We start from the raw sequence: 4,058 nt of genomic DNA, 5'->3' as shown, positions 1-4,058 counted from the left end.
CACCCTACATCGCGCGGCTGGCCGAGCGGATCTCCGCCGATCCGCTCGGCCAGCCCGGCCGGCAGGTCGAGACCGACCTCGCCGGCGAGAAGGCTGCGGGTCACCTCGGCCTGCGGCCGGGTGAACACCGCGTAGACCGTGCCGCGCTCCACGATCGCGCCGTGGTCGATCACCGCCACGTCGTCGGCGACCGCCCGGATCACCGACATCTCGTGGGTGATGAGCACGATGGTCAGGCCGAGGTCGCGGTTGATCCGCTTCAACAGGGCCAGGATCGACCGGGTGGTCTCCGGGTCGAGGGCGGAGGTGGCCTCGTCGGAGAGCAGCACGTCGGGCTCGGTGGCGAGCGCCCGGGCGATGCCGACCCGCTGCTTCTGGCCGCCCGACAGCTCCGCCGGATATCGCCCGGCCTGAGCCTCCAGCCCGACGAGGGCGAGCAGTTCCGCCACGCGGGCGCGGATCGCCGCGCGTTTCCAGCCCGCGAGTTCCAGGGGGAGGGCGACGTTGTCGGCCACATTCCGCGAGGACAGCAGGTTGAAGTGCTGGAAGATCATGCCGACCCGGGCGCGCACCCGCCGCAAGTCCCGCTCGGGCAGGCTCGACACCTCCGCGTCGCCGACCATCACCCGCCCTGCGCTCGGCCGTTCGAGGCCGTTGATCAGGCGGATCAGCGTCGACTTGCCCGCGCCGGAGCGCCCGATCACCCCGAGGATGGTCCCGGCCGGAACGGAGAGGTCGATCCCGGACAGCGCCGTGACCAGCGCCGCGCCCTTCCGCGCCGGATAGGTCTTCGAGACGTTCTCGAACCGGATCAGCGGCGTGTCGGCGGGTTGGCGGGGCGACGGCAGGGTGGACACAGCCTGTGGGTGCTCCTCGAGCGGGACCCGCGGGTCCGCAATACGATCGGGTGATCTGGGAGCAATCTGTATGACGTTCGACGCCGAGCGGGGTCAAGGAAAGCCGGGTACATAGTTGCCCGCCGACAGAGATTATCTTCTTATTATTTTGCCAAACGGTAGATTTTTATTCCACCTGCAGTCGACATGTGGCGGCGCTCGCGGTCGAGAGAGCATCGCGCGGTTCCGCGGATAACTCCGTCGCCCGAAGTCTTCATCCTCCATCCTGCGGCCCATGCAGAAGGTCTGATCTTCGAAGCGCCGCGCATTCGAAACCTCGTTTCATTGATCGCCCCCCGCCCGCGAGCTTCAATAGTGATCGCGCTCCAGCCGCCGTCGAACCGGCCATTTCGGTTCCGGCACGTACGCGAACGGGCGCCTGCCGACCGGAGACCACGATGACCGACGATATGCCCGCAGGACGGTCCCCGTCCCGCCGGACGCTGCTCTTGGCCGGCCTGGGCGCGGCGGCGCTGCCCTTCGCGTCGCCCGCGGTGCATGCGGCGGCGCGCGAGGTGAAGATCAGCATGCAGCGCTCCTCGGTGCTGTTCACGATCCTCAAGGTGAAAGGCACCCTGGCCGAGCGCCTGGCGCCGCTCGGCTTCACGCCGACCTGGCACCTGTTCACAAACGTCCTCGAACCGATGAATGCCGGCGCGGTCGACATCCATGCCGACGTCGCCGACGCGGTGCCGATCTTCACCCAGTCGGCGCGGGCGCCCCTGACCTTCTACGCCCGCGAGCGCGGCGCGCCGGCTGCCGAGGCCATCATCGTGCCGGCGGAGTCCCCGATCCGCACGGTCGCCGACCTCAAGGGGCGTACGGTGGGCGTCTCGCGCGGGTCCGGCAGCCATTACGTCCTGGCCGCAGCGCTGAAGCGGGCCGGCCTGGGCTTCGACGACATTCGGCCGGCCTATCTCCAGGCGCCCGAGGGGGCCGCCGCGTTCGAGCAGGGCAGCCTCGATGCGTGGTCGATCTGGGACCCGTTCCTGGCCTTCGCCGAGGCCAAGCGGCCGGTGCGCACCATCGCCGACGGATCCGGCCTGACCAGCTACCACCGCTACTACCTCGTGAACGACAGCTTCGTCGCCGCCCATCCGGAGGTGGTGGCCATCGTGTACCGGGCGCTGGTCGAAGCGGGCCAGTGGGCGAAGGCCAACCCGGAGGCGGCGGTGGCGCTGCTCGCCCCCGTCTGGGGCGACCTGCCCCCCGCCGTCGTGGCCGCGGCCAACGCCCGGCGCACTTACCTGGTGGAGCCGGTGGAGCGGGCTCAGCTCGGCGAGCAGCAGGCGATCGCCGACACCTTCCTCGACGCCAAGCTGATCCCGCGCCGGATCGACGCCACCGCTGTCCCGCTCTGGACGCCGCCGGCGGTGAAGGGCTGACCCCATGGCCGACGCACCTCGTTTCGGCATCTGGGCCGCCGTCCACGGCTCCCGGGCCGCCCACCACGACCCCGACGAGCCGGACGACGCGAGCTGGGAGCGCAACCGCGCCCTGGTGCTCGAAGCCGAGGCGCTGGGCTTCGATTCCGTGCTGGTCGCGCAGCACACGATGAACCCCTACGACGAGGCGCGCGACCAGCTCGAAGCCTGGACCGCCGCGGCGGCCTTGGCGGCCCTGACCCGGCGCATCGAGATCATCGCGGCGATCAAGCCGGGTCTGTACCACCCGGTGGTGCTGGCCAAGATGGCCCTCCAGATCGAGCATATCAGTGGCGGCCGCTTCGCGCTGAACCTCGTGAATGCCTGGAACCGGGCCGAGTTCGAGCGGGCCGGCCTACCATTCCCGGCCCATGACGACCGCTATGCCTACGGGCGTGCGTGGATCGGCCTCGTGGACCGCTTGATGCGGGGTGAGCGCGTCACAGCGTCGGACGCGCATTTCCAGGTCCAGGACTACCAGCTTCGCCCGGCCGGCACCCATCGGCCGCGGCCCCGGATCTATGTCGGCGGCGAATCCGAGCCCGCCCGGGCGCTGGCGGCCGACCATGCCGACGTCTGGTTCATCAACGGCCAGCCGCTGGGCGACGTCCGCGAATTGATCGCCGACATGCGCCGACGGCAAGCGGCCAACGGGCCTTTGCGCCACGGCCTCTCGGCCTTCGTCATCGCCCGCGAGACCGACGCGGCGGCCCATGCCGAGCACGACCGCCTCCTCGCCCTGGCGCAGCGCGACGCGGCTTTGCGCGCCGACACCCGCGCCCGGACCGATACGGCGAGCGTGATGTTCGCCAAGACCGACGCGGCGGCGAGCCGCCATGTCGGCACCAACGGCGGCACCGCGGCCGGGCTTGTGGGCAGCTACGAGACGGTGGCGGCCCGCATCCGCGCCTTCCACGAGGCCGGCATCGCCCTGTTCATGCTGCAGTTCCAGCCGTTCGAGGCAGAGATGCGCCGGTTCGCCGAGCACGTCCTGCCGCGCGTCCGCTGATCCGGGACCTTCGATGACCGCGCAGCGCCAGCTTCACCTCAACGTCAACCTGCTGCATTCCGGCGTCTATCCCTCGGCCTGGCGATTGCCGGACAGCCGGCCGGACGCCTTCGTCGACATCGACCACTACGTGCGGGTCGCCCGCATCGCGGAGCGGGGCAAGTTCGATGCGATCTTCTTGGCCGACACGCCGGCGATCAACGACCGGATCGACTACCGGCCGTTCATGGCCCTCGAACCGACCATCGTGCTGGCGAGCGTGGCTGCGGCGACCACTCATGTCGGGCTGATCGCGACCGCCTCGACCAGCTACAACGAGCCCTACAACCTGGCCCGGCGCTTCGCGACCCTCGACCTCGTCAGCCGCGGCCGGGTCGGCTGGAACGTGGTCACCACGGCGGACGCCGCCGCGGGCCGCAATTTCGGCTTCGCCGGGGTCTCCGAGCACGGGGCGCGCTACGCCCGCGCCCGCGAGTTCACGGAGGTCGTCCACGCCCTCTGGGACAGCTGGGAGGACGACGCCCTGGTGGGCGACAAGGCGAGCGGCCGCTTCGCCGACGGCGCCAAGGTCCACGCGATCGACCATCGCGGCACCCATTACAGCGTCGCCGGCCCGCTCACCGTGCCGCGCTCGCCGCAAGGGAGGCCCGTGACCGTGCAGGCCGGCGGCTCGGAGGACGGCCGCGACCTCGCCGCCGCCACCGCGGACGCGGTGTTCTCCCTCGCCCA

The 4,058-nt window shown here is 70.8% G+C and carries 4 protein-coding genes; 3 read left to right on the top strand and 1 reads right to left on the bottom strand.

Going from position 1 to position 4,058, the window contains the following annotated elements; translation table 11 throughout:
• The coding region (locus FV228_RS22265; protein ID WP_147856595.1) for an ATP-binding cassette domain-containing protein at nt 1–857 on the bottom strand (857 nt) is incomplete at its 3' end.
• A gap of 437 nt (nt 858–1,294) precedes the next feature.
• Between FV228_RS22265 and FV228_RS22260 the strand changes: the two genes are divergently transcribed.
• From FV228_RS22260 to FV228_RS22250, 3 genes are all read left to right on the top strand, one after another.
• Nucleotides 1,295–2,281 carry an ABC transporter substrate-binding protein gene (locus FV228_RS22260; RefSeq protein ID WP_147856594.1) on the top strand — a complete coding sequence of 329 codons (987 nt, stop codon included), beginning with the start codon at nt 1,295–1,297 and terminating at the stop codon, nt 2,279–2,281.
• A 4-nt stretch (nt 2,282–2,285) separates the two neighbouring features.
• Nucleotides 2,286–3,329, top strand: a complete 1,044-nt coding sequence (locus FV228_RS22255) for an LLM class flavin-dependent oxidoreductase (protein ID WP_147856593.1) — start codon at nt 2,286–2,288, stop codon at nt 3,327–3,329.
• A 13-nt stretch (nt 3,330–3,342) separates the two neighbouring features.
• The coding region (locus FV228_RS22250) for an NtaA/DmoA family FMN-dependent monooxygenase (protein ID WP_147856592.1) at nt 3,343–4,058 on the top strand (716 nt) is incomplete at its 3' end.

Source organism: Methylobacterium sp. WL18 (assembly GCF_008040015.1).
In the GTDB taxonomy this organism is placed as follows: Bacteria; Pseudomonadota; Alphaproteobacteria; order Rhizobiales; family Beijerinckiaceae; genus Methylobacterium; species Methylobacterium mesophilicum.
This window is presented reverse-complemented; position numbering and strand designations above follow the sequence as displayed.

What these genes read in the sequence shown, in the direction of transcription:
- FV228_RS22260 (WP_147856594.1), top strand. Translation starts at nt 1,295, where the DNA reads ATGACCGACGATATGCCCGCAGGACGGTCCCCGTCCCGCCGGACGCTG.
- FV228_RS22255 (WP_147856593.1), top strand. Translation starts at nt 2,286, where the DNA reads ATGGCCGACGCACCTCGTTTCGGCATCTGGGCCGCCGTCCACGGCTCC.